Annotated in this window: 24 protein-coding genes and 3 pseudogenes; 5 read left to right on the plus strand and 22 right to left on the minus strand. The window is 69.4% G+C overall.

Translation table 11 applies throughout. The features are described from left to right. Window positions 1–47 precede the first annotated feature (47 nt). Window positions 48–1,073, plus strand: a complete 1,026-nt coding sequence (locus BJF85_RS16300) for a LacI family DNA-binding transcriptional regulator (RefSeq protein ID WP_075848642.1) — start codon at window positions 48–50, stop codon at window positions 1,071–1,073. A 33-nt stretch (window positions 1,074–1,106) separates the two neighbouring features. On the opposite strand, the gene BJF85_RS16305 is transcribed toward BJF85_RS16300, so the two are convergent. Both BJF85_RS16305 and BJF85_RS16310 read right to left on the minus strand, forming a co-directional pair. Continuing rightward, the gene (locus BJF85_RS16305; protein ID WP_075848644.1) at window positions 1,107–1,403 is read right to left on the minus strand and encodes a hypothetical protein; all 297 of its coding nucleotides are present in this window, start codon (window positions 1,401–1,403) and stop codon (window positions 1,107–1,109) included. 107 nt (window positions 1,404–1,510) lie between these two features. Next, window positions 1,511–2,254: an SDR family NAD(P)-dependent oxidoreductase gene (locus tag BJF85_RS16310; RefSeq protein ID WP_075848646.1), complete on the minus strand. Its 744-nt coding sequence runs from the start codon at window positions 2,252–2,254 to the stop codon at window positions 1,511–1,513. A 101-nt stretch (window positions 2,255–2,355) separates the two neighbouring features. On the opposite strand from BJF85_RS16310, the gene BJF85_RS16315 reads away from it, so the two are divergent. After that, window positions 2,356–2,964 carry a TetR/AcrR family transcriptional regulator gene (locus BJF85_RS16315; RefSeq protein WP_075848647.1) on the plus strand — a complete coding sequence of 203 codons (609 nt, stop codon included), beginning with the start codon at window positions 2,356–2,358 and terminating at the stop codon, window positions 2,962–2,964. A gap of 145 nt (window positions 2,965–3,109) precedes the next feature. Continuing rightward, window positions 3,110–4,129 (plus strand): sorbosone dehydrogenase family protein, encoded by a 1,020-nt coding sequence (locus BJF85_RS16320; protein ID WP_075848649.1) that lies wholly within the window; start codon window positions 3,110–3,112, stop codon window positions 4,127–4,129. Here BJF85_RS16320 and BJF85_RS30280 read toward each other — a convergent pair. Continuing rightward, a pseudogene (locus tag BJF85_RS30280) lies at window positions 4,126–4,990 on the minus strand (AbrB family transcriptional regulator). The gene BJF85_RS16320 and the pseudogene BJF85_RS30280 overlap by 4 nt on opposite strands. A gap of 245 nt (window positions 4,991–5,235) precedes the next feature. Further along, window positions 5,236–5,616, minus strand: a complete 381-nt coding sequence (locus BJF85_RS16335) for a pyridoxamine 5'-phosphate oxidase family protein (RefSeq protein ID WP_369822196.1) — start codon at window positions 5,614–5,616, stop codon at window positions 5,236–5,238. A 149-nt stretch (window positions 5,617–5,765) separates the two neighbouring features. On the opposite strand from BJF85_RS16335, the gene BJF85_RS16340 reads away from it, so the two are divergent. Next, window positions 5,766–7,286: an amidase gene (locus BJF85_RS16340; RefSeq protein ID WP_075848655.1), complete on the plus strand. Its 1,521-nt coding sequence runs from the start codon at window positions 5,766–5,768 to the stop codon at window positions 7,284–7,286. A gap of 44 nt (window positions 7,287–7,330) precedes the next feature. Here the strand turns inward: BJF85_RS16340 and BJF85_RS30285 are convergent, their stop codons facing one another. The 11 genes from BJF85_RS30285 to BJF85_RS16390 form a co-directional block, all read right to left on the minus strand. Beyond that, window positions 7,331–7,753 (minus strand): alpha/beta fold hydrolase, encoded by a 423-nt coding sequence (locus tag BJF85_RS30285; RefSeq protein ID WP_255375681.1) that lies wholly within the window; start codon window positions 7,751–7,753, stop codon window positions 7,331–7,333. After that, window positions 7,750–8,229 (minus strand): alpha/beta fold hydrolase, encoded by a 480-nt coding sequence (locus tag BJF85_RS30290; RefSeq protein ID WP_255375682.1) that lies wholly within the window; start codon window positions 8,227–8,229, stop codon window positions 7,750–7,752. The genes BJF85_RS30285 and BJF85_RS30290 overlap by 4 nt, the downstream gene beginning before the upstream one ends. Before the next feature lie 70 nt (window positions 8,230–8,299). Next, a complete protein-coding gene (locus tag BJF85_RS16350) occupies window positions 8,300–8,962 on the minus strand; it encodes an isochorismatase family protein (protein WP_075848657.1) in 663 nt (220 codons plus the stop codon). A 15-nt stretch (window positions 8,963–8,977) separates the two neighbouring features. Beyond that, on the minus strand, window positions 8,978–9,574 hold the full coding sequence (locus tag BJF85_RS16355) for an SRPBCC family protein (RefSeq protein WP_369822197.1): 597 nt from the start codon (window positions 9,572–9,574) through the stop codon (window positions 8,978–8,980). Between the two features lie 41 nt (window positions 9,575–9,615). Then, window positions 9,616–10,179, minus strand: coding sequence for a (2Fe-2S)-binding protein (locus BJF85_RS16360; RefSeq protein ID WP_083666467.1), 564 nt, complete (start codon window positions 10,177–10,179; stop codon window positions 9,616–9,618). Beyond that, window positions 10,173–12,599 carry a xanthine dehydrogenase family protein molybdopterin-binding subunit gene (locus BJF85_RS16365; protein ID WP_075848659.1) on the minus strand — a complete coding sequence of 809 codons (2,427 nt, stop codon included), beginning with the start codon at window positions 12,597–12,599 and terminating at the stop codon, window positions 10,173–10,175. Before BJF85_RS16365 ends, BJF85_RS16360 begins: the two co-directional genes overlap by 7 nt. Then, the gene (locus BJF85_RS16370) at window positions 12,596–13,498 is read right to left on the minus strand and encodes a xanthine dehydrogenase family protein subunit M (protein WP_075848661.1); all 903 of its coding nucleotides are present in this window, start codon (window positions 13,496–13,498) and stop codon (window positions 12,596–12,598) included. Before BJF85_RS16370 ends, BJF85_RS16365 begins: the two co-directional genes overlap by 4 nt. A gap of 35 nt (window positions 13,499–13,533) precedes the next feature. After that, a complete protein-coding gene (locus BJF85_RS16375) occupies window positions 13,534–14,928 on the minus strand; it encodes an MFS transporter (protein WP_075848663.1) in 1,395 nt (464 codons plus the stop codon). Window positions 14,929–14,977: 49 nt separating this feature from the next. After that, entirely contained in the window at window positions 14,978–16,249 is a 1,272-nt protein-coding gene (locus BJF85_RS16380) for an FAD-dependent monooxygenase (RefSeq protein ID WP_075848665.1), read from the minus strand. A 37-nt stretch (window positions 16,250–16,286) separates the two neighbouring features. After that, entirely contained in the window at window positions 16,287–17,087 is an 801-nt protein-coding gene (locus tag BJF85_RS16385) for an aspartate/glutamate racemase family protein (protein ID WP_075848667.1), read from the minus strand. Further along, entirely contained in the window at window positions 17,084–18,130 is a 1,047-nt protein-coding gene (locus BJF85_RS16390; protein ID WP_075848669.1) for a leucyl aminopeptidase, read from the minus strand. Before BJF85_RS16390 ends, BJF85_RS16385 begins: the two co-directional genes overlap by 4 nt. 188 nt (window positions 18,131–18,318) lie before the next feature. Between BJF85_RS16390 and BJF85_RS16395 the strand changes: the two genes are divergently transcribed. Then, window positions 18,319–18,819 (plus strand): MarR family winged helix-turn-helix transcriptional regulator, encoded by a 501-nt coding sequence (locus BJF85_RS16395; protein ID WP_075848671.1) that lies wholly within the window; start codon window positions 18,319–18,321, stop codon window positions 18,817–18,819. 71 nt (window positions 18,820–18,890) lie between these two features. Here the strand turns inward: BJF85_RS16395 and BJF85_RS16400 are convergent, their stop codons facing one another. The 7 genes and pseudogenes from BJF85_RS16400 to BJF85_RS30300 form a co-directional block, all read right to left on the minus strand. Further along, on the minus strand, window positions 18,891–19,640 hold the full coding sequence (locus tag BJF85_RS16400; protein ID WP_304442316.1) for a mandelate racemase/muconate lactonizing enzyme family protein: 750 nt from the start codon (window positions 19,638–19,640) through the stop codon (window positions 18,891–18,893). 59 nt (window positions 19,641–19,699) lie between these two features. Continuing rightward, window positions 19,700–20,029: pseudogene (locus BJF85_RS31510) on the minus strand (enolase); the annotation flags it as partial. Window positions 20,030–20,050: 21 nt separating this feature from the next. Continuing rightward, a pseudogene (locus tag BJF85_RS16405) lies at window positions 20,051–21,579 on the minus strand (tripartite tricarboxylate transporter permease). Between the two features lie 12 nt (window positions 21,580–21,591). Beyond that, complete coding sequence (locus BJF85_RS16410; protein ID WP_075848673.1) at window positions 21,592–22,176, minus strand: tripartite tricarboxylate transporter TctB family protein; 585 nt, start codon at window positions 22,174–22,176, stop codon at window positions 21,592–21,594. Then, complete coding sequence (locus BJF85_RS16415) at window positions 22,173–23,174, minus strand: tripartite tricarboxylate transporter substrate binding protein (protein ID WP_075848791.1); 1,002 nt, start codon at window positions 23,172–23,174, stop codon at window positions 22,173–22,175. The genes BJF85_RS16410 and BJF85_RS16415 overlap by 4 nt, the downstream gene beginning before the upstream one ends. Window positions 23,175–23,212: 38 nt before the next feature. Continuing rightward, window positions 23,213–24,295, minus strand: coding sequence for an enolase C-terminal domain-like protein (locus BJF85_RS16420; protein ID WP_255375683.1), 1,083 nt, complete (start codon window positions 24,293–24,295; stop codon window positions 23,213–23,215). Further along, the gene (locus tag BJF85_RS30300; protein WP_255375684.1) at window positions 24,292–24,516 is read right to left on the minus strand and encodes a hypothetical protein; all 225 of its coding nucleotides are present in this window, start codon (window positions 24,514–24,516) and stop codon (window positions 24,292–24,294) included. Before BJF85_RS30300 ends, BJF85_RS16420 begins: the two co-directional genes overlap by 4 nt. Between the last annotated feature and the right edge of the window lie 215 nt (window positions 24,517–24,731).

A 24,731-nucleotide genomic window follows, 5' to 3' on the forward strand; every position in this document is an offset into this window, starting at 1 on the left:
CGCGCCGGTAGCATCCGCCACACACCCGCCCGGAGCAGGAGAAACGGATGCCGCGGTCCGACGACGGCTCATTCGACGCCGCGAAGCGACCCACGATGTCGGACGTCGCCGCGCGGGCGGGCGTGTCCCGACAGACCGTGTCGCTGGTGCTGGGCGACAAGCCGGGCCCGGGCGCCGGCACCCGCGAGCACGTGTTGCGCGCGGCCGAGGACCTCGGGTTCCAGGCCGACACGGCGGCCCAGCTGCTGCGGCGCGCGCGAAGCCGCCAGCTCGGGGTGCTGTTCACGATGGAGCACTCGCTGGACCCGCTCGTGATCGAGGGGCTCTACGCCGCCGCGGCCGGGCTCGACTACAGCATCGTGCTGGGTGCCATCCTGCCGACGCGCGGGGTGCGGCAGGCGGTCGACGAGCTGCTCGGACTGCGCTGCGAGGCCGTGATCCTCATCGGGTTGTCGGTCGAGGCGCCCGCGCATCTGACGAAGGTCGCCGAACAGGTGCCGGTCGTGGAGATCGGGCAGCACACGGGCGCGCCGGGCATCGACAGCGTGCGCGTCGACGACGTCGACGGCGCCCGGCTCGCCGTGGATCATCTCGCCGAGCTGGGCCACCGCCGGATCGTGCACGTCGACGCGGCCGCCCTGCCCGGATCGGCCGACCGGCGCCGCGGCTACCGCGAACGCATGCGCGCGCACCGGCTCGACGAGTACGCCGAGGTGCTGCCCGGCGACTACACCGAGGAATCCGGTGCCCGCGCGGCGCGGGAACTACTCGGCCGCGAGACCCTGCCGACGGCCGTGTTCGCCGCCAACGACAGCTGCGCCGAGGGTCTGTTGCACACGTTCGGTCGCGCCGGCGTCCGCTGCCCCGACGACGTGTCGATCGTCGGCTACGACGACACGCGCGCGTCCCGGTTGTCCTATGTGGGCCTGACGACGGTGCGTCAGGACGCGGCGGCACTGGCCGAATGCGCCGTCCAGGCGTGCGCCGAGCGGCTCGACGACAAGCGCGCCGCCGCGAAGGACGTCGTACTGACGCCGATACTCACGCCGCGGGGCAGCACCGCCCGGATCTGAGCGGCGCCGCCCCGCAGCGCAATTCCGTTCGGTTCAGTGTTCGTCGTAGTGGTCGCCGTGGGCGGCGTGGCGATGTCCGTCGTGGATGTAGTCGACGTGGTCGCCGTGCGGGACGGCGACGTGGCCGCAGCCCTCGCCGTGCTCGTGGTCGTGCCCGCCGTGGGCCTCGTGCCCGGCCGGTTCGCACTCGTCGACGTGGCCGTCGTGCAGCCGGTGCAGGTGCCCGTCGTGGGCGTAGTCGACGTGGTCGCCGTGCGGGACGGCCACGTGGCCGCAGCCCTCGCCGTGCTGATGGTCGTGGCCCGCGTGCTGGGTGTGTGCCGTGGTCATAGTTCTCACCCGTCGTCGTTGTTCACGTCCGGGGCCACACATTAGCTTTCATGCATGAATCCGCCAGCCGGCACGGCCCATCACACCCGGCCAGGTGACCCGGCGAGCTACGCCGCGTACCCACCGTCGATCCGCACCACGGAGCCGGTCACGTAGGACGCCTGCGGACTGGCCAGGAACGCGACACCCGCGGCGATCTCGTCCGGCCGGCCGTACCGACCCATCGCGGCCGTCGGCAGGAACACCGACGCCGCGGGACCGTCCGCGGGATTGCCGTCGGTGTCGACGAAACCGGGCTGGATGATGTTGACGGTGATCCCCCGCTGCGCCAGGTCGCGTGCGGCGCCCCGGCTGAAGCCCTCGACGGCCGCTTTCGTGCCCGTGTAGTACGCCATCCCCTGGAATCCCGCCCGGGTGGCCACGCCCGAGCTGATGGTGATGATCCGCCCACCCTCGGGCAGCACCGGCACGGCCGCCCGGATCGCGGCGACGACGCTGGTGTAGTTGATGGCGAGCTGGCGATCGACGTCGTCCTGGTCGACCGGTCCGTCGACGAGACCACCGCCGCTCGTGGCCGCGTTGTTGACCAGGATGTCCAACTTCCCGAACCGTTCGACCACGGCGGTGATCAACCCGGCCGCCTGCGCCGCATCCGCCTGGTCGGCCTGGATGGCCGCGGCGCGCACCCCCTTCGCCTCCAGGTCGGCGACCACGGTCTTGGCCTGCTCGGCCGAGGACGAGTAGCTGATCACGACGTCGGCTCCCTCGTCGGCCAGCGCCAGGGCCGACGCCGCCCCGATCCCCCGAGACCCGCCGGTCACGATCGCCACCTTGCCGTCCAGCTTGCCCATGTTCTGCCTGCTTCCTGTTCGATGTGCGACGGACTTCTGGACCGCCAGGTCCAGAATAGGCAGTTATGGACCGAGTGGTCAACATTGCGTATCCTGGCGCCATGGGCCGTCCACGCGCGTTCGACGAGAACACGGTGCTCAGCGCCGTCCGCGAGCAGTTCTGGGACGCCGGGTACGCCGCGACATCCCTGGACGACCTCATGCGCGTCAGCGGCCTCGGCAAGGGCAGTCTGTACGCCGCCTTCGGCGACAAACGCCGGCTCTTCCTGCGCACGCTCCGCGACTACACCGACGACATGCACGCCCAGCTGCGCGCCACCCTCACCGAGACCCCGCGTGCGCTGGACGCCCTGCGAGCCCTCCTCGACCCGCCGGTCGGCGAGTCCGACGACCCGGACGCCCGCCGCGGCTGCCTGCTGGCCAACAGCACCTGCGAACGCGGCACCGCCGATCCCGACGTGCTCGCGCACGCCCACCGCACCTACGAGACGACCACCGAGCTGATCGCCGACTGCGTCGCCCGCGCGCGCCGCGAGGGCGACCTGCCGGCCGACACCGACGCCACGGAACTCGCCCGTGCCCTGCTCGCCGCACAACAGGGCCTCGTGTTCATGAGCCGCACAGGCGTGGACGCCGCCGCGCTCACCGCCACGGCCCGGTCGCTCGCGGCCCAGCTCCTGCCCGAGCCGGCCGAGCACGCCGGCACCTGAGCCCGCACGTCACCCCGGGGTCCCGGCCGATCACCTTCCGTAGGTCCGTAATGTCGGAGTTATGACCGTTTCACGCCGTGTCCCCCCACGCCGTGTCCCCTCCCGCCGGGTCGCGCCGAAGACCGTCTCCCGTGCCGTCGCCGCGGTGAGCGTGACCGCGCTCGCCGTGCTCACTGCCTGCTCCCCCGTCGGGTCGGGTTCGCACGAGCCGGACGAGGGGTCGGCCGACCCGATCACCACCGGCCTCGACGCGCCGTGGTCGATCACGTTTCTCGACGACACACCGCTCATCAGCGCCCGCGACACCGGGCAGATCCTCGAACTCACCGGTGACTCGACGCGCGTCGTCGGCACCGTCGAGGGCGTCGAGGCCGGCGGCGAGTCCGGGCTGCTCGGCCTCGAGGTCGACGGCGACGAGCTGTACGTCTACTCCACGGCCCACGACGGTAACCGCATCCAACGGTTCACAGTGGACGGTCAGCCGGGTTCGCTGTCGCTCGGCGAGCCGGAGACGGTCATCGACGGCCTGCCGTCGGCGGTCTACCACTCGGGCGGGCGGATCGCGTTCGGCCCGGACGGCATGCTGTACGCGACGGTGGGTGATGCGGGAATCCCCGAGGACGCGCAGAACCCGGACAGCCTCGCGGGCAAGATCCTGCGTCTCACGCCCGAGGGCGGCATTCCCGAGGACAACCCTTTCGAGGATTCCCCGGTCTACAGCTACGGGCACCGCAATCCGCAGGGTATCGCGTGGTCGGAGGACGGCACGATGTTCGCCTCCGAGTTCGGCGCCGACACGTGGGACGAGCTCAACGTCATCGAACCGGGCGCCAACTACGGCTGGCCCGACGTCGAGGGCATCGGCGGGGACGACCGGTTCGTCGATCCGGTGCAGCAGTGGACGCCCGACGAGTCGAGTCCGAGCGGCATCGAGATCGCCGACGGCACCATCTACATCGCGAACCTGCGCGGCGAGCGGCTCTTCACCGTTCCCGTCGCCGATCCGACGACGTCGGAGGAACTGCTGTCCGGCGAGTACGGCCGGCTGCGCGACGTGGCGCGCACCCCGGACGGCCAGCTGTGGGTGCTGACCAACAACACCGACGGCCGGGGTTCGCCCGCCGACGGCGACGACCGGGTGCTCCGCCTGCCGGACGGTGCCTAACCGCCGTCCGGCTCGCCCCGGCCGCGCACGAACCGGCCCAGGACGGGCAGCATCAGCAGTGCGATGAACACGCGGACGAGTTGCATCGCGATGACCAGGCCGACGTTGGTCGCCGAGCCGAGCGCCACGGCGGTGACGGCGGGCAGGCCGCCGGGTGTGGTCGCGAGGTAGCCGTCGAGCATGCTGATGCCCGCGATGTCGGCGAAGCCGAACCCGATCGCGGCGCACACGGCGACGCTGAGCACGACCTGCACGAGCACCAGCGGCATGAGCATGACGAGCCGCCGCAGGGTCGCCCTGGTGAACGACAGTCCCACCATGACGCCGATGAGGCCGTAGCCGACGGCGAGCACCGGTTCGGGTGTCGCGGTGGTGGTGAACAGTCCCGACGCCGCCAGTGCCGCCGCGATGACGAGCGGCACGACGAGGCCGGAGGCGGTGAACCGCACGACGCTCGTCACGGCGAACCCGGCGGCCAGCGCCACCGCGGTGAACGCCAGCCCGGACCAGCCGGCGCCGGTCGCCTCGACGTCGCGTCGCGTCCGCGCCGAGGACCGTCGACACCACCGGCAGGGTCAGCAGGATGAACAGCACCCGGAAGTACTGCACGGCCAGCACGGTGACCTCGTCGGCGCCGACCTCGCGAGCCGAGGCCGACACCCCGGACGCGCCGCCCGCGATCGAGGCGAACACGGCCGTCGAGGCGTCGACGTGCGGGGACAGCCGCAGCACCTGCCCGATGCCCATGGTCACCAGCAGCGTCAGCACCACGCCGGACAGCAGCAGCACCGGCTGGGCGGCGAGGGTACGCAGGAGGCCGGCGTCCAACATGGAGCCGGCGGCGACGCCGATGACGGCCATGCCGGTGCGCCGCCCGACGTTCGGCAGAGTGATCTCGTGGCGCCCGGCCAGTCACCACGGCGCCGGCGACGACGCCCGCGAACAGGTACGGCGACGGCAGTCCCGCCACGGCGAACAGCGCGGACGCCGCGCCGAAGACCACCACCAGCCCGGCCCACGCGCGCAGCCGCCCACCTGCTCGATCGATCACCGGCCCACCCTAAGCGCACTGCTTGAGTCGCCGGCGGCGGTTCGCCGGCCGCGGTTCACCAACCCCACGTGCGAGTGGGGGTGATCGTGATGCGCGTCGACAGTGCGGCGTCGAATCCGGCGCGGTCGTAGCCGAGTCCGGCGTAGAGGTGTTCGTACTTGTCCAGGAATCCGGGCATGGCCGACGCGCGCGGCCCGTCGGCATCGACCTCGGCGGTCCCGTCGATCACCCGCACGTTCCGGGCGTGCGCGTCGGTGGGGAAACTCAGCACGACGTGCCGATTCCGGGCGAGGTGCCGAACCTTCGCCGCCCGCGGCGCAGAGAACGTCACGAGCCTCCCGTCGTCGACGACGAACCACACCGGACGCACCGTCGGCCGACCGGCCGCGGTCACCGTCCCCAGCCACACGACCATGTCGCCGGCATGATCCGCCAACGCCCGTCTCAGCTCCGTATCGGGCAACTCCCCACCCCCTGGTCGTCACAACACTGCCCGGACGTCCATTCTCCCACGCGTTGACACCCCACGACGGCGCTCGTAACTTCGCCACAGGCGACGGATCGACCGCGAATCGAGGAGCCGGCATGTCGATACCTCCCCCGGACAACGACCGACTGGCCGAACTCGACGAACATTTCTCCTTCGGACTGACGCCCGCGGAACTGGCCGAGTTCGCGCCTGCGGTGGCGGGCACGCTCGGTGCACCGGAACGGGTCGAGCAGCTCTACGCCGCGTCCGCGCCGGCACCGCCCGAACGGGACTGGTCCGAACCGGCCGACAACCCGTTCGGCGCCTGGTACGTCACGACGTCGATCGAGGGCGCCGCGGGCGGTCCGCTCGCCGGCCGCACGGTGGCGGTCAAGGACAACGTCGCGGTCGCCGGCGTGCCGATGATGAACGGCTCGCGCACGGTCGAGGGTTTCGTGCCTTCCCGCGATGCGACCGTGGTGACCCGCCTGCTGGAGGCGGGCGCCACGATCACCGGCAAGGCCGTGTGCGAGGACCTGTGTTTCTCCGGGGGCAGCTTCACGTCCTGGCCGGGGCCGGTGCGCAATCCGTGGGACACCGCGCGCAACGCGGGCGGTTCGTCGTCGGGCAGCGCGGCACTGGTCACCAGCGGCGCGGTCGACCTCGCGCTCGGCGGCGACCAGGGCGGTTCGGTGCGGATGCCGAGCGCGTTCTGCGGCGGGGTCGGACACAAGCCGACGCACGGACTCGTGCCGTACACCGGCGCGTTCCCCATCGAGCAGACGATCGACCACCTCGGGCCCATGACGCGGACGGTCGCCGATGCGGCCGCGATGCTCGACGTGCTCGCCGGCGTCGACGGTTACGACCCGCGGCAGCCGACGCACCTGGACCGCGTCGACCACCTGGCCGCGTTGACCGGCGACGTCACCGGCATGCGTGTGGGCGTCCTGTCCGAGGGGTTCGGGCTCGACGGCGCCGAACCGGGGGTCGACGACGCGGTGCGGTCCGCGATCGACACGCTGCGGGAGGCGGGCGCGATCGTCGAGGAGGTGTCGATCCCGTGGCACGCCGACGCGATGGCGGTGTGGAACGTCATCGCCACCGAGGGCGCGGCGTTCCAGATGGTCGACGGCAACGCCTACGGCATGAACTCGTGGGGTCTCTACGACCCCGAACTCATCGCGCACTACGCCGCGAACCGGATCACCCACGGCGCCGAACTGTCGAAGACGGTCAAGCTCGTCGGATTGTCCGGGCGCTACACGTTCGAAGTCGGTGGCGGCAAGTACTACGCCATGGCGCGCAACCTGGCGTACGAACTGCGCAGGGCCTACGACGACGCCCTGAGCACCCACGACGTCCTCGTCATGCCCACGGTGCCCTACACCGCGCGTCCGCTGCCCGATCCGGACGCACCGCTCGAGATGTACCTGTCGACGGCGCTGAGCATGCTGGCCAACTGCGCCCCGTTCGACGTGTCGGGCCACCCGGCGTGCACGGTGCCGGCCGGCCTGGTGAACGGCCTCCCGACAGGCCTGATGATCGTCGGCGGGCGCTTCGCCGACGCCACCGTCCTCACCGTCGCCGACGCCTACGAGAAGTCCGTCGGCGGCTTCCCCACCCCACCCGCCTGATCCGCCGCCGGAGGGGTGGCCCGCCGGAAGGGGGCCGCGGTGGCTCAGCGGATCGACAGCAGACACTCCCGGAGGACCGACACGCTCTCCACCGGTCGGTCCCAGAACACCATGTGCCCCGCAGCCGGAACCTCCACCACAGCGGCCGACGGGTGGGCCCGACGTGCCTCCGCCGCCCCATCGGCGGTCACCACGGGACTCTCCCCGCCGTACACGAGCGTCGTCGGCCCGGAGACGTGCGGCCACGTGGTGAAGAAGTCCTCGGACTCGAACCCGGCGTGCGTCGCCTCGAGGGCCGTGCGCGAACAGGACGCGAGCCAGCGTGCGCGCAGTTCCTGTTCCCGGCGTGGCCACCGGGACCACACCTGCGCCACCTCGTCGGCCGTCGTGCCCCGGCGGGCCTGCTCGAGCTGCCCGAGGAACGCCTGCAGGGTTGTGGGGTACGTCCCGCGGCCCGGCCCGCTCATCGGCGGGTCGACCAGAACCGTGCCCCGCAGGTCGCCCGTGCCTCCGCAGCGGCGACCGCGGCGATGCGCGCTCCCATCGAATGTCCCACCAGAATCGGCTCGCCCAACCCGAGTCCCGCGATGACGGCGTCCACATCGGAGGCGTAGGTGGCCAGGTCGTAGCCCAGCAGTGCGCCGTCGGTCTCCGGGGCGCTGTCCGACAGTCCCCGCCCTCGCACGTCGAGGATCAGGGGCCGAACCAGGTCGGTCAGTTCCCGTGCGACGAAATCCATGGTCACGGCGGGGCTCGTGATTCCCGGAATGATGAGCACCGGAACTGCGTCCGATGGTCCGTAGTCGAGGACGTGCAGGCGCACCGATCCGGCGGTGACCCACCGGCTGGTCGCCGGGATGTCGGCGAGATCGGCCAGTGCAGGCTGGCTGATAGTGCGTGCGGTCGGCGCCTCGACGGAGATCGGCGGGACGGCTGTACTCACGAAAACCACCTCGTACTCGGGAATGCTGTGTTCTCTCCTGAGGGACCCCGGCGGGTCGACGCTTCCCGCGTCAACCGATCGACCGGAGGTAGCGCAGTGCCTCGGCCAGTCCGACCACGTCGGCGTACTTGGCGTGCAGGTCGAACAACGCCGCCTCGTGCGGCCCCTGGGCGCGGTCGCCGCATCCGTCGCGGACCACCAGCGTGTTCAGTCCCGATTGGACGGCGTCGACCGCGGTCGCGCGAACACAGCCGGACGTCGTGGCCCCGCAGACCACCGCCGTGTCGACCCCCAGTCCGGTCAGCAGCGCGGCCAAGCCTGTGCTGTGGAAGGCCGACGCGCCCTTCTTCACCACGAGGTGGTCGGTGTCGATCACGTCGAGGCGCGGATCGAGCGCGACGGCGTCGCTCCCGTCAGTCAACGCACGCATACCCGGGGCCTTGCGCAGCCACGCGATACTGTCGCCACCCGCCTCGGCCGGTGTGTAACTGATCGCCGTGTAGATCACCGGGACGCCGGCGCGCCGCGCCTGTGCCACCAGTTCGGCACTCGCCGCGACCTCCGCAGTGAGGTCGGCGCCCGAGGGGAACGCCGGTTCGGTGAAACCCCGGGTCAGGTCCACGACGATCACCGCGGGCCGTGGTCCGCGAGGGACGTGTGCTCCGAACCCGGCGCGGGCGTAGGTCTCGTCGGTCGCGGCGCCGTGCAGACCGGACGGGTCATCGGCGGCCATGCTGCAACTCCTTGATCAAGCGATTCTGACCGCGCAGCCGGCCGAGCAACCAGCCTGGACGAATGCCACCGCCGCCACACCGGCAAGGGGTGCGTAGCGCCGTATTCCGGGCGGGACGAGCATGGCCAGTCCGTCGACGGCATCCGGCTGGACAGCGGGCTCGCCTGCTGTCCCCGCAGACTGCACAGGCTCGGCAATCGCCGTCGCACCGGCAGGCTGCTGCAGCAGCTCGCCGAGGTTGCGGGCGAACTGGTCGAGCAGGCGCGTGGACACCGAACTGATCGCGCCCTTGCCGAACTGTGCGATCTTCCCGCGTACCGACAGGTCGGTGCGCAGGTCCATCCTCGCGCCGCCGGAGGCCTCTCCGACAACGAGCGTCACGTCGGCCTCCGCGTCACCGTTGCCGTGCGCATCCGCTCCTCGTGCCGACAGGCGCAGCGTTCGCGCCCCCTCGTCGACGTCGGTGAAGCGCACCGTACCCGCGTAGGTCGCACTAATCGGGCCGACCTTGAAGCGCACCCTCCCGCGGTAGGCTTCACCCTCCTGTCCCTCCAGGGTCGCCCCGGGCAGGCAGGTTACGACCCGTTCGACGTCGTTGATCAAGGCGAACACGGCGTCCGGTTCGGCCGGTACGTCGATGTGGTTCTCCAGAATCACGCTGCTCCTTCCTTCCCCGCCGCAGCGTCGTCCGATGTGGAATGCCGATATCCCAGCCGGTCACCGCACGCACCGGCTCGCCCGCACGACCTCCGCCTCTCGGCCGTGGCGGTCACGGCGTCGACGATCGTCTGGTATCCCGTGCAGCGGCACAGATTCGCCGACACGGCCTCCCGGACCTCCTGTCGATCCGCATCCGGTTGTTGGGTGAGGAACCCCTCGGCCAACATGAGGAAGCCGGGCGTGCAGAACCCGCATTGCAGTCCGTGATGCTCGCTGAACGCCTGTTGCAGATCGGACAGGTCACCGTCGTCGTCCAACGACTCCACCGTGCGCACCGCGCGGTTCTCGGCCTGCACGGCGAACATCAGGCAGGCCCGTACCGGCTCTCCGTCGACGAGGATCGTGCACGTCCCGCATACGCCGTGCTCGCAGCCGGCATGCGCACCCGTGAGCCCGAGGTCCTGGCGCAACACGTCCAGCAGCGTCTTCCGCGGCTCGACCAGCACCTCGTGCGCGGTGTCGTTCACGGTGAGTTCGATCAGCTGCCGGGTCACCATCGGCTGCCCTCCTTCGTACCGGCTGTGTCCGCGGCGCCGTCGAGTGCATCCAGGACCACTTCGGGATGCACCGGTGTCGTGTCCAGTTCGACGCCCGTGTCACGCAGCGCGTCGTTGACGGCGTTCAACACCGCCGCGGGCGCACCGATCGTGCCGCCCTCGCCGACACCCTTCGCCCCGTTCTCGGTGAACCCGCTGGGTGTTTCGAGATGCGTGATCGACACATCCGGAATCTCGGTTGCGGTCGGCACGAGGTAGTCGATGAAGCTCGCCGCCGAGGGTTCGCCGTTGTCGGCGTAGGTCACCTCTTCGAAGAGCGCACCGGCGATGCCCTGGGCGATGCCACCGCGGCACTGCCCGTCGACGACCTTCGGGTTGATCAGCACACCACAGTCCTCGGCGCAGGCGTATCGCAGGATCGACACCTGGCCGGTGTCCCGGTCGAGCTCGACGACCACGGCGTGCGTGGCGTTGGAGAACGTCCCGTCGCCCGGCACGTCGAAGCTGGCCGTCGCCGTGAGGGTTGGTTCGACGTCCTTCGGCAGCAGATGGCTGCGCAGGTAGGCAACATCGGCGATGTCCTCATAGGACACTCGGCGTTCGGCGTCGTCGAGGGTGACGACGCCGCCGTCCCCGTCGAGTGCGACATTGTCCCGGCGGGTCTCCAGCAGATGCGCGCCGATCGCGCACAGCACCTCGCCGAGTCGGCCCGCCGCCAGCGACACCGCCGAGCCACCGATCGTCGCCGACCGGGACGCGAACGTGCCCCATCCGTAGGCGATCCGCTCCGTGTCGCCCTGGCGCAGTTTGATCTTCTCGATCGGCAGGCCGAGCCGGTCGGCGACGATCTGCGCGAGCGTCGTCTCGTGCGACTGCCCGTGGTTCATGGTCCCACTCGTGACCACGACGGATCCGGACGTGTCCATCCGGATCTCGGAGATGTCGAAGCCCGGCACGACCCGCATCTTGCGTTGCGCGAACGCCCCCGACCCGTAGCCCGTGCGTTCGGAGAAGCACGCGTAGCCGATGCCGACACACCGGCCACGGGCTGCCGCCTCGTCGCGAACGCGGTACCACCCCTCGTCGCGCAGCGTCGCCTCCGCCAGTTCGAGGGTCTCGCGGTAGGTACCCGGGTCGTAGGTGACGTTGTTGATGCCGGTGTAGGGGAACTCGGTGATCACGTTGCGACGGCGGATCTCGACCGGGTCGAGGCCGAGTTCGCGGCCAGCACGGTCCATCACCCGTTCCATGGCAAGGACGTACTGGGGCCTGCTGACCCCGCGATACGGGGCCGTCGGGGCCTTGTTGCTCGTCATGGCCCGCGCATGCACCCGGTAGGCCGGAACCCGATAGACGCCGGGCATCTCGGCCGAGGCCATCAGCGGTTCGATCCCGGCGGTGAACGGATAGCACGAGTACGCGCCCATATCGCACACGACGTCGACGTCGAGCGCGGTGATCCGGCCGTCGGCGTCGAACGCGGCGCGGGTGCGGTAGCGCTGCTCGCGGGCGAGGAACGCCGCCGTCAGAGCTTCGGCCCGGTCCTCAACCCATTTCACGGGAACACCGAGCCGTTTCGCGGCGGCGGCCACGGCGATCTCCTCACGCCCGACCACGCATTTCTGGCCGAATCCACCGCCCATGTCGGGCACCGTGACCCGCACCGACCGTTCCGCCAGCTTCAGCGACCGGGCCAACACCGTCCGGACCTGGTGTGGAACCTGGGTGCAGGTCTGCACCAGCAGCTGATCGTCGTGCTCCTCCCATGAGGCGACCACGCCGCGGGTCTCCAACGGGAGCGCGTTCTGCCTCCCGCTGCGCGTGGTCACGTCGACGACACAGCCCTCGCGCTGCGCCGCCGTGAACGCCTCGTCCACGCCCGGGGTGTCGAACATCGACACATCGACGAGCACATTGCCGCTCGCCTCGTCGTGCACCAGCGGTGCGTCGGGCGCGAACGCGGAGTCTTCGTCGACGACCGCGCCGAGATCCTCGTAGTCGACCACCGCCGCCTCGACCCCGTCCTCGGCCGCGTACGGGTCACGGGCAATCACGATGGCGATCGGTTCGCCCGCGAAGCGAACCTTGTCCTTCGCGAGCACGGGCATGGCGGTCGGGGTGAACTCCTCGGGTGGCCGGTCGAGCAGGGCCACGATGTCCCCGAGCGCGAGGTCCTCGGCGGTGTAGACCGCGATGACACCCTCGACCGCACGTGCAGCCGACAGGTCGACGGCGGTGATCCTGCCGTGCGCGATCGAGGCACGGACGAAGGCGACGTGGAGCATGCCGGGCAGCTCGATGTCGCCGACGAACCTTCCCCGGCCCCGCAGGAGACGCGGATCCTCCCTCCGCGGCACGGACGCGCCGACCCAACGTCCTCGCCTGCCGTCGAATCCTGGTGCTCGTTCGGTCCCCGTCAACGCTCCGCTCCCATCGTCCACGCCTCCGTCAGTGCACGTTCCACCAGGGTCCGCACCAGGCGTTTCCGATACGCCGCGCTCCCCGCCGCATCCGACGGCGGATCCACCGCTGCAGCCGCCGCAGCACCGCACGCCTCGAACAGCGCGGGACCGGCTGGGCCTTCTGCCAGCACAGCCTCCGCCTCCGGCACCTGCACCGGGGCCGGCGCGACCCCGCCGAGGACGACCCGGCCCGGCACCACACCGTTCACCGCCCCGTCGCCCGATTCGTCACCGTCGAGTGCGACCGCGACGTCGACGGTGGCGAAGTCCCCGTGTCGACGAGCGAACTCCGTCAACGACGCGCGACGGGCACCACGGGTGAACTGCACCTCGGTGACGACCTCGTCGGGTTCCACGGCCGTCGTGTAGAAACCGTGGAACATGTCCGAGGCCGGGATCCTCCGCGTGCCGGCGGGCCCTTCGGCGACGACGACGGCATCCAGGAGCAGCGCCAGCAGGCACCATTCGGCCGTGGCGTCGCCGTGGACGATGCTTCCGGCCACCGTGCCCCGAGAGCGGATCGGCAGATGTCCGACCCACCGCATCGCCTCGGCAAGCACCCCGAAGTGCGACCCGAGCGTGTCGCCGGCGAGTTCGATCTCCCGGTGCGTCACGAGCGCCCCGACCCGCAGCGTGTCGCCGTCCAACCGGATGCTCCGCAGCTCCGGCTCCCGGCGGAGACCACCGAGGTCCACCAGGACGGTCGGCCGGGCGAGCCGGAAGTTCATCATCGGCATCAAACTCTGACCTCCGGCGATGAGTTTCGGCTCCTCCCCCGCCGAGACCAGCTCCCGGAGGAGGTGCACGGCGTCGGCGACGTCGTGTGCACGGTGGTATGCGAACGCGGCGGGCTTCACGATGGGCGACCTCCTGGTTCGTCCGGCGGTGACACTCAGACCGTGGGCGTCGGTTGCTGCCCGTCCTGGGCACCGTCGTCGGAGCCGATGCGGTCGAGTTCGCGACCGGTGGTCTCGGGCGCGGCGACCATCATGTAGATGACCGCGGCCACCAGCACGAGCCCGAGCACGGTGAACGTCAGCGGCAATCCGAGGACCGGCCACAGAACACTGCCGAACAGCAACGGCGCGAACCCGGTTACGGCCCGGCTCGCCGACGATGCCCAGCCGAAGCCGGACGCCCGCAACTCCGTGGGATACAACTCCGAGACGTAGGCGTACATCACCGGGATGACGACGAGTGCCAGCAGACCGAACGCACCGAGCGCGACAATCGCAGCCGCGGGCACGTCGAGCAGCAGCGAGAACAGCACGAGCGTCACAGCGGTCGCCGGTCCCGCAATCGCAATGACCCGCTTCCGGCCGACCCGGTCGACCACCAACACCGCCAACAGGACACCGACGATCCCGACCGCGTTCATCAAGGCCGTGGACGCAAAGGACGCGATCTCGCCGAAGCCCTGCTCCTGCAGGATCGACGGCATCCAGCTCAACGCCGCGTAGTAGACCAGCATGACGCTGACGAACAGTGCCCACGACACGGCTGTGATCCGCGGGTTGTACGCCCAGACCCGGCGCAGCTGGTCGGCTGCGGCAGCCACCGCGCCACCGCGCTTGTCCTCCTTGACCGGTTCGGGAATCACATACGGTTCCGGCGTGGCTCCCGTACGCCGGACCAGGTCGTCGATCACTTCGCGCGCCTCGGCCTCCCTGCCCTTACGGACCAGATACAGCGGAGACTCCGGCACACCGCGGCGCACCCAGAACAGCAGCAGTGCGGGCAGGATCATCAACACCAGCATCCATCGCCAGTTCCCGTCGAACGGAACGAGCAGGGTCGCCGACACCCCGGCAAGGGTGGCACCGATCGGCCACCAGCCGTCCATTGCGGACAGTACTCTGCCGCGCTCCCGTTTCGGGGAGAACTCACTGACGATCGCGTAGTCCACCGGGATACAGCCACCGAGGCCGATACCAGCGAGGAACCGCAGCAGGAGGAACATCTCGATGTTCGGCGACAGCGCACCGAGCACGGAGAACAACGCGAACACCGCGAGGGTGATACTGAATGCACTCTTCCGCCCGATTCGGTCGGCAATCGTGCCCCAGGCGACGGCGCCGACCGCCATGCCGATGAGGTTGGCGGTGGCCACCAGGCCTGCCTGCCCTGAGGACAGATCGAACTCCAAGCCGACCAAAGGCGTGAGGAACCCGTTCAACGCGACATCCCACGCGTCGAACATGTACCCCAATCCTCCGATCAGGAAGATCTTTCCCTGGACGTTCCATCGCCAGGGCAGATCCTGGACGATTTGATCTCCGGTACGCATGGGTGACTCCGTCCGTGCGGCTGGGCTGCTGGTTGTCAGGCAGCACGCCTCAGCGTGCGAACTGGTAGTGGATGGATTCCGTGTCGTGGTCGTTCAGGGGGCTGCCGTTCCACAGCCAGTCGTAGGACACATCGGACTCGCCGTCGAAGCAGCGGAGCTTCTCGTCCCGCTCGCGCTGCTCGGGACCGTCGGGCAAGTGGTAGAACCGCATGTTCTCCAGGGACGCGTCCTGGACCATGCCGGCGTGCTTCGCACGTCGGTCGACGTAGCGGGCCAGGGCACCGTCGATGCCGTCACGGGGGACGCGGCCGAGTTCCTCGGCCAGCACCGCCGCGTCCTCCATGGCCTGCGATGCGCCCTGCGCCTGGTACGGCAACATCGCGTGACAGGCATCGCCGAGTAGTGCTACCCGGCCATCGACCCACACCGGGTCCCGGCGTCGCCGGTACATCGCCCACACCGAGGTGTCCTCGTCCTTGGCCTTGGCCAGCAACGTCGGGACGCGGTCGTCCCACTCCTCGAAGTGCTGCGCCAGTTCGGCACCCGTGGCGGGCCCGCTCCAGTCCCGCTCGATCTGCTCGCTGCACGGCACGATCGCCACGATGTTCAGGTACTCGCCGCCGCGAATGACGTAGTGCACCAGGTGTTTGTCGGGTCCGTACCAGATCGTCGAGTGATACCGGTCCATCAGGAACCGGGTCGCCGGGTCCGCCTCCACCACGTCGCCGGGGATCAGCGCACGGTAGGCCATCTCCCCGGAGAACACCAAGGTGTCGTCGAAGCCGGCAAGGTCGCGCACCGTGGAGCGAATCCCGTCCGCGCCGAGGACGAGGTCTCCGGCGACACGCCTGCCGTCGGCCGTCTCGACGACCGGCCGCCGGGGGTCGGTGCGGTCGAGCGCGACGACGCGCGCATCGGTCAGGACCTCCACAATCGGGCCGTGGCCCTCCGGGTCGACGCACGCATCGAGCAGGATGCGGTGCAGATCGGCCCGGTGGTAGTGCCAGTACGGGGCGCCATAGGTGTCGATCACGCGTTGGCCCAGCGGGAGCTGCGCGATGATCGATCCGTCGGCCCAGCGGCGCCGAACCTGGTCCTCCGGCTGGGTCCGTACTGCCTCGAGTTTCCGTCGCAGTCCCAACCCCATCAGGATCCGACTCGCGTTCGGGGCGGTCTGGATCCCGGCTCCGATCTCGCCCAGCTCGGCCGCTGCCTCGACGACCGTCACCCGAAGGCCGCGCTGTCGCAGCGAGAGCGCGGCGCACAAACCGCCGAGCCCCGCACCGACGACGACGACTTCGTATGACTGACTTGCAGCCACAGCTATCTCCCTTTCACGTCTTCATACCGGTGGGCGGTCAGGCCACAGCCGGTGACACGTCGCCACTCAGCAAGCGGCCGGCGCCCGGTACCCGGGCCTTGAGGCCCAACTCCGACAGCAGGCGGTACGTGGTCGCCGTCGCGGCGGACAGGACCGGAATGCCCACCTCGTCCTCGACCGGTTGAATCGACGGCAACGAGGGCATCTGGACGCAGGCCGACAGCACGAGAGCGTCCGCCGTGGACAGGTCCAGTGTCCTGTGGTGCTGCAGCAGGTCGGCCGGGTCGAGACGCGCGACCTCGCGGTTGTCGGGAACCTCGAGGGACAACGAGTCGACAACCGTGATTCCGGCGTCCTCCAGGTACTCAACGACGGCCTGGGTCAAGGGTTTGAGATACGGCGTGATGATCGCGACGCGCCGAGCCGCCAACGCCTCGATACCCGACAGCAGCGCTCCCGCACTCGACACCACCGGTGCCTCGCTACCCTCCGCACGCAACGACCGGCTGATGTCGCCCTCGGCCGTGCAATGGAAACCCGGTCCCTGTGCCATGATCGCGACGAGACACGCCGTGGCGACCACATCCGGCCTGGCGTCCGCGAGTTCAGTCGCGGCCCTGGTGGACTGTTCGTTCATGGCCCGCAACTGTTCGGGCGTCACGTGCTGCATCCGGGCGCGTGCCGAGTGGAAGACGAACCGATCGGCCGGATCTTCACCCTCGCGCGCACGCAGCATCCGGGGAAGCTCGGTCTCCATCGTCAGGTTCGAGCTGGGCACGATCATCCCGATGTGGTGATCGCGGGCCTTGCCGCGTGACGTCGACGAGTGGGCGGTCATCGTTTGGCCACCGGTCGCATGTCGGCGACGGTCAGCTCGCCGGCGTCGACGATGAGCTCGTCGTCGAGGTAGAGACTGTTGCCCCGCATGGGAATGTCGAAATGACACGGTGTGTCGTTCGGACCGCCCAACTCGTTGTTCGGCCCGATCGAGAACATCACGTTCCCGTAGAAACTCCGCAGCTCCATGCCCATCCCGCCGGGGAACTGGGTCAGGCCGTGCCAGTGCGCGCGCTCGTCCAGGCCCCATCCGACGTGGCTCATCCCGTAGCCACGCGGGTCCTCGAAGCTCTCGATGTACGAACGCAGCAGGTCGGCATCCAACCCCGATGAGCCCGCGCCGCCACGAATGTCCCGGATGAAGCCGGCCTCGATGATGATCTCGACCGGGGTCTGCACATACGTGTTGAACGGCAGCAGAACGTCCCCCGGCGACAACACGATCCGTCCGTCCACGCCGTCATCCGATCCACCGGTGAAGACGAATGCCGCCGGCCAGTGGTCCCACCGCCCCGCAGTGTCGGTGTAGCCGTACTCCGACATCGTCGGGTAGACGCCCAGCTGGTACGTCACGTCCGTCCCGGCCGGACTGGTGATGCGCATGGTTCCGGCCTTGGCGAGCAACTCGGCGCCGATCTCCACCCGCTCCCGCAGTTCCGGGGTCGGCATCAACCGCGCCAGCAGCTCCGGTGGCTCCACCGCGGTCAGAATCCGTGTCCCCGCACCCTGGATCTCGAACTGCTCCTTCGAGAACAGCAGGAACGTGCAGTCCACCACCATATCCACAGCCTTCAGCGCGTCCACGGCGTGCTGGTTGCCCGCCAGGCCGGAATCGCCCACGGCCCACGCACCCGACGCGCTCACCGGCGCCGGCAGTCGCATGTGGAACGCCTGCGCGCCAAGCTTCCGCGCCGCCCACAGGAACGCATCCGCATATTCACCGCGCTCCGAACCGCGCGTCAGCACGGCGACCGTCTCGCCCTCGTGCACACCGGAGAGGGTCAACTGCTGCAGACAGATATCGTTGAACAGGTTCTGATCCATGGTGCTCACCTCCTGAACTCATCCGAACACGTACTATCCGGATGCGCAATAGTCTGCCGGCAGTTTTCCCAGCCGTAACACCGCTGTCGCCGAGCTCGGCACAACCCTCCGTCACGCTGAAACGGTCCGGACACGTATCATTGACAGCGCTCCACACGGGGCACATGCCCGCCAAGGGGAGGAACGTGATGGGTCGACCAGCGCACACCGATGAGACGACCACGGCGGACACGCCGGCGCCGCCGGCGGAGCTTCTCGCCGCACCCGGATATGGGGCTCGACGGCTCTACCAGGCCTACCTCGCCGCGTGGAACCGGCACGTGGACCCGGTGCTGACCGGTCCGCAGTTCGCCGTGTTGTCGACGATTCGCGCCCATCCGAACAGCGACCAGAGTTCTCTCGCGGGTGCGGCCGCACTGGACACATCGACCATGGCCGATCTGTGCCGCCGTCTGGAACGCCGCGGCTTGATCCAGCGCGTGGAATCGCCCCACGACGCCCGGCGCAAGCTCGTGTCCCTGACGCCGGATGGCAAGAAGGAGCTGACGCGCATCCACCGGAAGACGCGCAAGCTCGACGAAGCCCTCCTCAGCGGAACCGGCCTCGAAGGCAACACCGATGTGGCGGCCCTGTTAACGGCGCTGGCCGAGCGCTGGGAGTCGGTCGCGGAGTTCGACCGCCTCCCCTGATCACGGCCGAGGACACGCGAACGGCGGGACCCGCACCGTAGCGGGGCCCGCCGTCCGATCGAGTCGGAGTCCTACCCCGCGCGCTCGGTGATCGTGGTGTGCTGCACCGTCCAGGCCTCGGCCTGTGCGGACGGTGTGAGTCCGAGGCCCGGACGGTCCGGGACCAGCATCCGGCCGTCGGACAGGTCGAGTCGTTCCTCGAACAGCGGCTCGAGCCATTCGAAGTGCTCGACCCACGTCGGCCCCGGGTACGCGGCCGCCAGGTGCAGGTGGATCTCCATCGCGAAGTGCGGCGCCATGGACAGATGGTTGTGGTCGGCCAGGTTCATGACCCGCAGGAACGGCGTGATGCCACCGACCCGCCCGGCATCGGGCTGGACGAAGTCGGCCGATCCCTGTCGGATCAGGTCCCAGTGCTCGGCCACGCTGGTCAACATCTCCCCCGTCGCGATCGGGGTGTCGAACCGCTCGGCCAACGCGGCGTGCCCGGCCGCGTCGTAGGCGTCCAGCGGCTCCTCGATCCAGGTGAGGTCGAACTGCTCCAGGGCGCGGCACGCCCGCCGTGCCTGGCCGCGGTCCCACTGCTGGTTGGCATCGACCATGAGCGCGACCTTGTCGCCCAGGTGCTCACGCACCGCCCGGACGCGCTCGAGATCGGCCGCCGTGTCGGGCTGACCGACCTTGACCTTGATGCCGCCGATGCCCTTGCCCAACGCCGCGTCGATGTTCTCGAGGACCTCCGGCAACGGGGTCGACAGGAATCCGCCGGAGGTGTTGTAGCACGGCACGCCGTCCCGATGGGCACCGAGCAATTTGGCCAAGGGAGCTCGGCCCGGCGTGCTTTCAGGTCCCAGAGCGCGATGTCCAACGCTGCGATCGCCTGGGTGGCCAGACCGCTGCGCCCGACGGACGCCCCCGCCCACACGAGTTTCGTCCACAGTCGAGCGATGTCGTTGGCGTCCTCACCGATCAGATCGCCTGCGATCTCCGCGGCGTGGGCGTACAACCCGTCACCACCGGCCCGTTTCGAATAGCTGAACCCGAACCCGCGGTGTCCGCCCTCGGTGGTGATGTCGGCCGTCAACACCGCCACCTTCGTGAGCGGACGTTGCCGCCCGGTGAGCACCTTCGCGTCGCTGATGGGCGCCGACAGCGGTAGCTGCACGAGAGCAAGCCGAACGGAACTGATGGTGTCGAAACGGTCGGTCACGGTCGTTCCTTTCTGCGGTCGTCAGACCACGGTGGTGTCGTCCTCGGTGCGTTGCGCGCCGGTTCTGTCGACCCGTTTGCTCCGCATCGCCTTCAGCACCGTGAACCCGATCAGCAGTGCCGTGGCGATCAGCAGGGTCGCCGCGATGGGCTGGCCGAAGAAGCCGGTGACCTGTCCGTCGAACAGCAGCATCGACCGCCGGAAGGCCGATTCGAGAATCCCGCCGAGAATGAAGGCCAACACCAGGGGCGCCGGCTCGAACCCGGTCTTCTTCATCAGGTAACCGATGACGCCGAGGCCGATCATCAGGAACATGTCGAACACGCTCATCCGCACCGTGTACACGCCGACCAACGTGATGATCAGCGCGACGGGCCCGAGCACCGCGACCGGGATGCGCACGATGCGCACGAACACGCCGATCAGCGGCAGGCACATCAGCACCAGCAGGATATTGCCCAGGTACATGGAGTTGACCACGCCCCAGAACAGGTCGGGGCGGTCCTCCACGAGCAGCGGACCCGGCGTGATGCCCTGCAGCAGCAGCGCACCGAAGATGACCGCCATCGAGGCGTTCGCCGGGATGCCCAAGGACAACAGCGGGATCATCGACGACGACGCCGCGGCGTTGGACGCCGTCTCCGGGCCGGCCACCCCCTGGACCGCACCGCGGCCGAACAGCTTGGGTTTGCGGGACACGCGTTTCTCGACGGCGTACGACACCATCGACGACATCACCGCGCCGCCGCCGGGAAGCACGCCGAGGACGAACCCGACGACCGACCCGCGGCCCATCGCGCCGCTCGATTCGCGGAGATCCTTCTTTCTCGGGTAGACCCGGCCGACCGCGGGCAGTTCGGCGCGCTTGTTCCGGACGGATTCGAGGTTGTAGAGGATCTCGCCGACGCCGAACAGTCCCATCGCGACGATGACGAACGGAATGCCGTCGAAGAGCTGGTCCGAGCCGAAGTTCAGGCGGCCGGTGCCGTCGATCGGGTCCTGACCGATGCTGGCCAACAGCAGGCCCAGCGCGGCGGCGACGACGCTCTTCAGCGCCGAGCCCGTGCCGAGTGTGGCCACCATGAGGATGCCCAGTAACGCCAGCGCGGCGAACTCGGGCGGGCCGAAGTCGAGCGCGAACCCGGCGACGACCGGAGCGATGAACGTCAGCGCGACGATCGCCACCGTCCCGCCGATGAACGAGGAGATCGCAGCGACGCCGAGTGCGGTACCAGCACGCCCGTCGCGCGCATCGCATAACCGTCCAATGCGGTCACAGCACTGGAGGCCTCGCCCGGCAGTCGCAGCAGGATCGCGGTGATCGTGCCGCCGTACAACGCACCGTAGAAGATTCCGGCGAGCATGATGATCGCCGCGGTCTCGTCGAGCGTGTACGTGACCGGAAGCAGAATCGCGATCGACGCGGCCGGGCCGAGCCCGGGCAGCACCCCGACGAACATGCCGAGGGTGACACCGATGAGGCAGAACAGCAGGTTCATCGGCTGCAGTGCGACACCGAAGCCTTCGATCACGGGAATCAGGAAGTCCATGATGCGCCTCGCTCAGAACACGACGATGTGCGGAAGGGGGACGCCGAGGGCGGAGATGAAGACCGCGTAGATCACCGCGCACGATCCGAACGACACGGCCAGGGACACGAGCCAGGACTGGCGTCCCAACCCCTTGATCCACAGCAGCAGCACGGCCACGGTCGGCACCTCGAACCCGATGCGTTCGAACAGCGACGCGTACACGAGCAGGGAGACGACGGCGACCACGACGATCAGGGATTCCCGTGTGAAGGCCTGCTCGTCGCCGTGGCGGCCGGATTGCAGGAGAAGCGCCGCCGACATCGCGACGAGCACGACGCTGATCATCATCGGCCACATGCCGGGTTCCGGTTCGGCGAGATCTCCGACGCCGAGGCTCGCCGACATGACCACGGCCACGATGCCGACCGTCATGATGACGGCCGCCGCGATCAGGTTCTGCCGCCGCGCGTACCGCTCCGACACCTCGTTGCCGGCCGCAACGGCGTTCTCCTCGGCGGCGGCCTGCTCGGTGGCCTGAGGTTCGGTGGCCTTCTGCTCGGTGGCCTGGGGTTCGGTGGCCTTCTGTTCGGTGGTGCTGTCCTGTTCGGCGGTCATTCGTCACCACCCAGCTCGACGCGGTATGCCTCGGTCAGGTCCTCGAACCGGCGACTGCTCTCGGCAAGCTGGTCGCCGACCTCGTCCGGCTCGGCGTTCCACTCCCGGATGTAGTTGCTGCGCAGAATGTTGCGGTACTCGGCGTTCCGGGTCGCCTTGTCGGTCGCCTCCCCGAGCCGGTCCACCAGTTCGTCCGGCAGGCCCGCCGGTCCCGCGAGGAATCGGCGCTGGTCGACGACGACGTCGTACCCCGATTCCACGGCGGTCGGCGTGTCGGCAAGCGCGTCGAGTCGCTCCTCGGAGAACACCGCGAGCGGTTTGAGGTCGCCGGCCTCGATCTGCGGCATGACCTCCGCGGGATGCAACGCGGCCACGTCGATCTGGCCGCCGAGCACCGCCGTCAACGTCGGCCCTCCCCCGTCGAACGGGATGTCGGCGGCATTCACCTCGGCGATGCTGAACAGCAGCTCCTGCGCGAGTTGGCCGCCGGTTCCCGCTCCCGAGTTGCCGAAGGCCAACCGGTCCTCGGCCAACAGCTCCTCGAGGGTGTCGTACTCGGACGCGGCCGGGACGACCAGGACATAGTCCTCGATGGTCAGTCCGCGGACGAACGACATGTCGTCCAGCTCGATCGGTTCGGGGTCGTCGATCGCGAGCGGACCGATGGCGAACAACGACTGCGGCATCACGGCGACGCGATGTCCGTCGGCTTGGCTCCGGAACACGGCGTTGCCCGCGACCTTGCCGTTGGCCCCGGGCTTGTTCACCACGATCGAGGTGCCACCGAGGTGTTCCTCCGTGCTCTGGGCCAAGGCACGGGTGATCAGATCGGAGCTGCCGCCCGGTTCGGTCGGCACCGTGAACTCGACCGGCCGGTTGGGGAACTCGCCGGTTCCGCCGCCGTTCGCACCGCCGTGGACGGTGCATCCTGCGGTGACCAGGGCCGAGCACGCGAGCGCCACGACGGCGACGCCTGCCCGGTGGGGACGGTGAGACATCATCATTGACCCTCCACGTCGTCAGTTGTCGACCGACGTCACCAGCGCGGTAACGGCGGTTGCGTCCAATCCGGATGCGCCACGCGCATGGCGGCGACGTCGTCCCTGCCGCGGATGTCCAGCCGGCGCCATCGGTCGTGCAGCGCCGCGACGGCGTCCCGGTCGAGCTCGACCCCGAGTCCGGGGCCGTCGGACACCGCCACGGCGCCGTCGCGGAAGACGTGGGGCTCGGTGATGACGTCCTCGGTCTGCCACGGCCGGTGGGTGTCGCAGGCGTAGCGCAGGTCCGGTACGACGCTGGCGACATGGGTCATCGCCGCGAGGCTGATACCCAGATGCGTGTTGGAGTGCATCGACAGCGCAACCCCGTACGTCCGGCACAGCGCAGCCAGTTCCCGCGTCGCGTGCAGGCCGCCCCAGTAGTGGTGGTCGGACAGGACGACCTGGACGGCGTCGGCGGCGAACGCGGCGGGGATCTCCTCGAAGGACGTCACGATCATGTTGGTGGCCAGCAGCGCACCGGTCCGGCGACGGACCTCGGCCATCCCCTCGACGCCCGGTGTCGGGTCCTCAAGATACTCGAGCGTGCCGGCCAGTTCGGTCGCCACGTGGACCGAGGCGTCCACGGTCCAACCGCCGTTGGGGTCGAGCCGCAACGGGTGGTCCGGGAACTCCTTGCCGAGGGCCTTGATCGCGGCGATCTCCTCCTCCGGCGGGAAGACGCCGCCCTTGAGCTTGAACGAGCCGAACCCGTAGTCGGCGGCGAAGCGCCGCGCCTGCGCGACGACGCCCTCCGGGTCGAGCGCAGCACCCCAGTCGTCCGCCGGGACGGGCTCGCCGAGCGCCCCGTCTGCCGGGTGTTCGGCCCAGCGGTAGAACAGATAGGCGCTGTAGTCGACCCGGTCGCGCACCTTGCCACCGAGCAGGGCGTGCACGGGCAGCCCGAGAGTCTTGCCGAGCGCGTCGAGACTGGCGATCTCGAACGCCGACACGACGCTGCGAACCAGCTTCGAGGGTGTGCGCACGCCCCGCAGCCCGGCGGGATCGAACTCGGGAGCTGCGTCGTCGGCGATGCCGGCCGCCTCGTAGGCGAGTTCGAACAGTCCGTTCAGCGCCGTCACGGGACTACCCACGACGCGTCGGCGAGCGCGGCGGCCAGCGCGGCGTACTCGGCGTCGCCGTAGGTCTCGCCCACGCCGGTCGCACCGTCGTCGGTCTCGACCTCGATGATGCAGCGAGGTGTGTACGGCTGGTGCACGCCGAGCACATTCAGCAGCGGCGGATCTCCGATGAGGATCGGCGTGGCCGTTGCCCGCACGATGCGGGGCACGGGGCGTCCCATTCTCTACCTCCTGGGCGACGGGCGGATCAGGCTTCGAGGACCGCGGGCGGAGGTGCCATCAGCACGCACTTTGTCCACACATGCACATCGTTGTCTTCATATGTAGATGCCATACTCATACGAAACATCGTCGTCACTGGTTGCTACCGTGTCAACACCGCGCAGACGACGATCCGCAGGAGCAGGCATCGATCGCGCGACGCTCCGCCGTCCCA

The organism is Saccharomonospora sp. CUA-673, from assembly GCF_001942305.1.
Classification (GTDB): Bacteria; Actinomycetota; Actinomycetes; order Mycobacteriales; family Pseudonocardiaceae; genus Prauserella.

Coding starts and splice junctions, on each gene's coding strand:
- BJF85_RS16415 (WP_075848791.1), bottom strand. CDS start 23,174: ATGTCTCACCGTCCCCACCGGGCAGGCGTCGCCGTCGTGGCGCTCGCG.
- BJF85_RS16310 (WP_075848646.1), bottom strand. CDS start 2,254: ATGGGCAAGCTGGACGGCAAGGTGGCGATCGTGACCGGCGGGTCTCGG.
- BJF85_RS16410 (WP_075848673.1), bottom strand. CDS start 22,176: ATGACCGCCGAACAGGACAGCACCACCGAACAGAAGGCCACCGAACCC.
- BJF85_RS16360 (WP_083666467.1), bottom strand. CDS start 10,179: ATGGTGACCCGGCAGCTGATCGAACTCACCGTGAACGACACCGCGCAC.
- BJF85_RS16390 (WP_075848669.1), bottom strand. CDS start 18,130: ATGGATCAGAACCTGTTCAACGATATCTGTCTGCAGCAGTTGACCCTC.
- BJF85_RS30300 (WP_255375684.1), bottom strand. CDS start 24,516: ATGGGACGCCCCGTGCCCCGCATCGTGCGGGCAACGGCCACGCCGATC.
- BJF85_RS30285 (WP_255375681.1), bottom strand. CDS start 7,753: ATGAGCGGGCCGGGCCGCGGGACGTACCCCACAACCCTGCAGGCGTTC.
- BJF85_RS16305 (WP_075848644.1), bottom strand. CDS start 1,403: ATGACCACGGCACACACCCAGCACGCGGGCCACGACCATCAGCACGGC.
- BJF85_RS16315 (WP_075848647.1), top strand. CDS start 2,356: ATGGGCCGTCCACGCGCGTTCGACGAGAACACGGTGCTCAGCGCCGTC.
- BJF85_RS16395 (WP_075848671.1), top strand. CDS start 18,319: ATGGGTCGACCAGCGCACACCGATGAGACGACCACGGCGGACACGCCG.
- BJF85_RS16300 (WP_075848642.1), top strand. CDS start 48: ATGCCGCGGTCCGACGACGGCTCATTCGACGCCGCGAAGCGACCCACG.
- BJF85_RS16385 (WP_075848667.1), bottom strand. CDS start 17,087: ATGACCGCCCACTCGTCGACGTCACGCGGCAAGGCCCGCGATCACCAC.
- BJF85_RS16375 (WP_075848663.1), bottom strand. CDS start 14,928: ATGCGTACCGGAGATCAAATCGTCCAGGATCTGCCCTGGCGATGGAAC.
- BJF85_RS16340 (WP_075848655.1), top strand. CDS start 5,766: ATGTCGATACCTCCCCCGGACAACGACCGACTGGCCGAACTCGACGAA.
- BJF85_RS16350 (WP_075848657.1), bottom strand. CDS start 8,962: ATGGCCGCCGATGACCCGTCCGGTCTGCACGGCGCCGCGACCGACGAG.